Raw genomic sequence first — 603 nt, 5'->3', positions numbered from 1 at the left:
CTGTCCGGCCGGTCCGCGGCGCCGCACGCCGCGCGAACGGCATACTGAGGGTGTGTCGAAGCACAGTGACCGAACGGTGCGCATCGCGCGGATCCTGCTCGGCGTCTTCGCCGTCGCGCTCGGAGTCGTCGTGCTCCTGCCGTCGGACGGGCACACCGCGCTCACCCTGACCGCGCGTGCGGCACGCTGGGCCGCCGAGGCGACGGGCCTGCCCTACCCGCAGGTCTTCGCGGCGATCGAGTTCGGTGCCAACGCGGCGCTCTTCCTGCCGCTCGGTCTCCTCCTGCCGCTCACCGTAGGCGGTGTGCGCGGCGATCGGAGCGCACTTCCTCGCACACCGCGGCGAACGGCGGTGCTCGCAGGGTTCGCGGTGCTCACCGGGTTCGCCGTCTCGCTCGGGATCGAATCGCTGCAGCGCGTCATACCCGGCCGCGTCAGCGACCCGAGAGACGTGATCGCCAACACCCTCGGCGCCCTCCTGGGTGCGCTGATCCTGTCGTTTCTACTCGCTCTTCGGTCGGAGCCGGATCCCGCGACGCCGCAGGCCGCCCCGCCGACGCGGACTCCGACGCCGACGCGGACTCCGGCGCCGACGCGGACACC

General features: G+C 72.8%; 1 protein-coding gene. It reads left to right on the top strand.

The window, feature by feature from the left end; genetic code table 11:
* Positions 1-52: 52 nt before the first annotated feature.
* Positions 53-603 (top strand): VanZ family protein (locus ACFPZL_RS14085; protein ID WP_382336036.1); only part of this gene is annotated, 551 nt, incomplete at its 3' end.

The organism is Leucobacter soli (assembly GCF_042659205.1).
GTDB classification, from domain to species: Bacteria; Actinomycetota; Actinomycetes; order Actinomycetales; family Microbacteriaceae; genus Leucobacter; species Leucobacter soli.
Note: the sequence above shows the minus strand (reverse complement) of the source record. Positions and strands in the feature narration are given on the sequence as shown.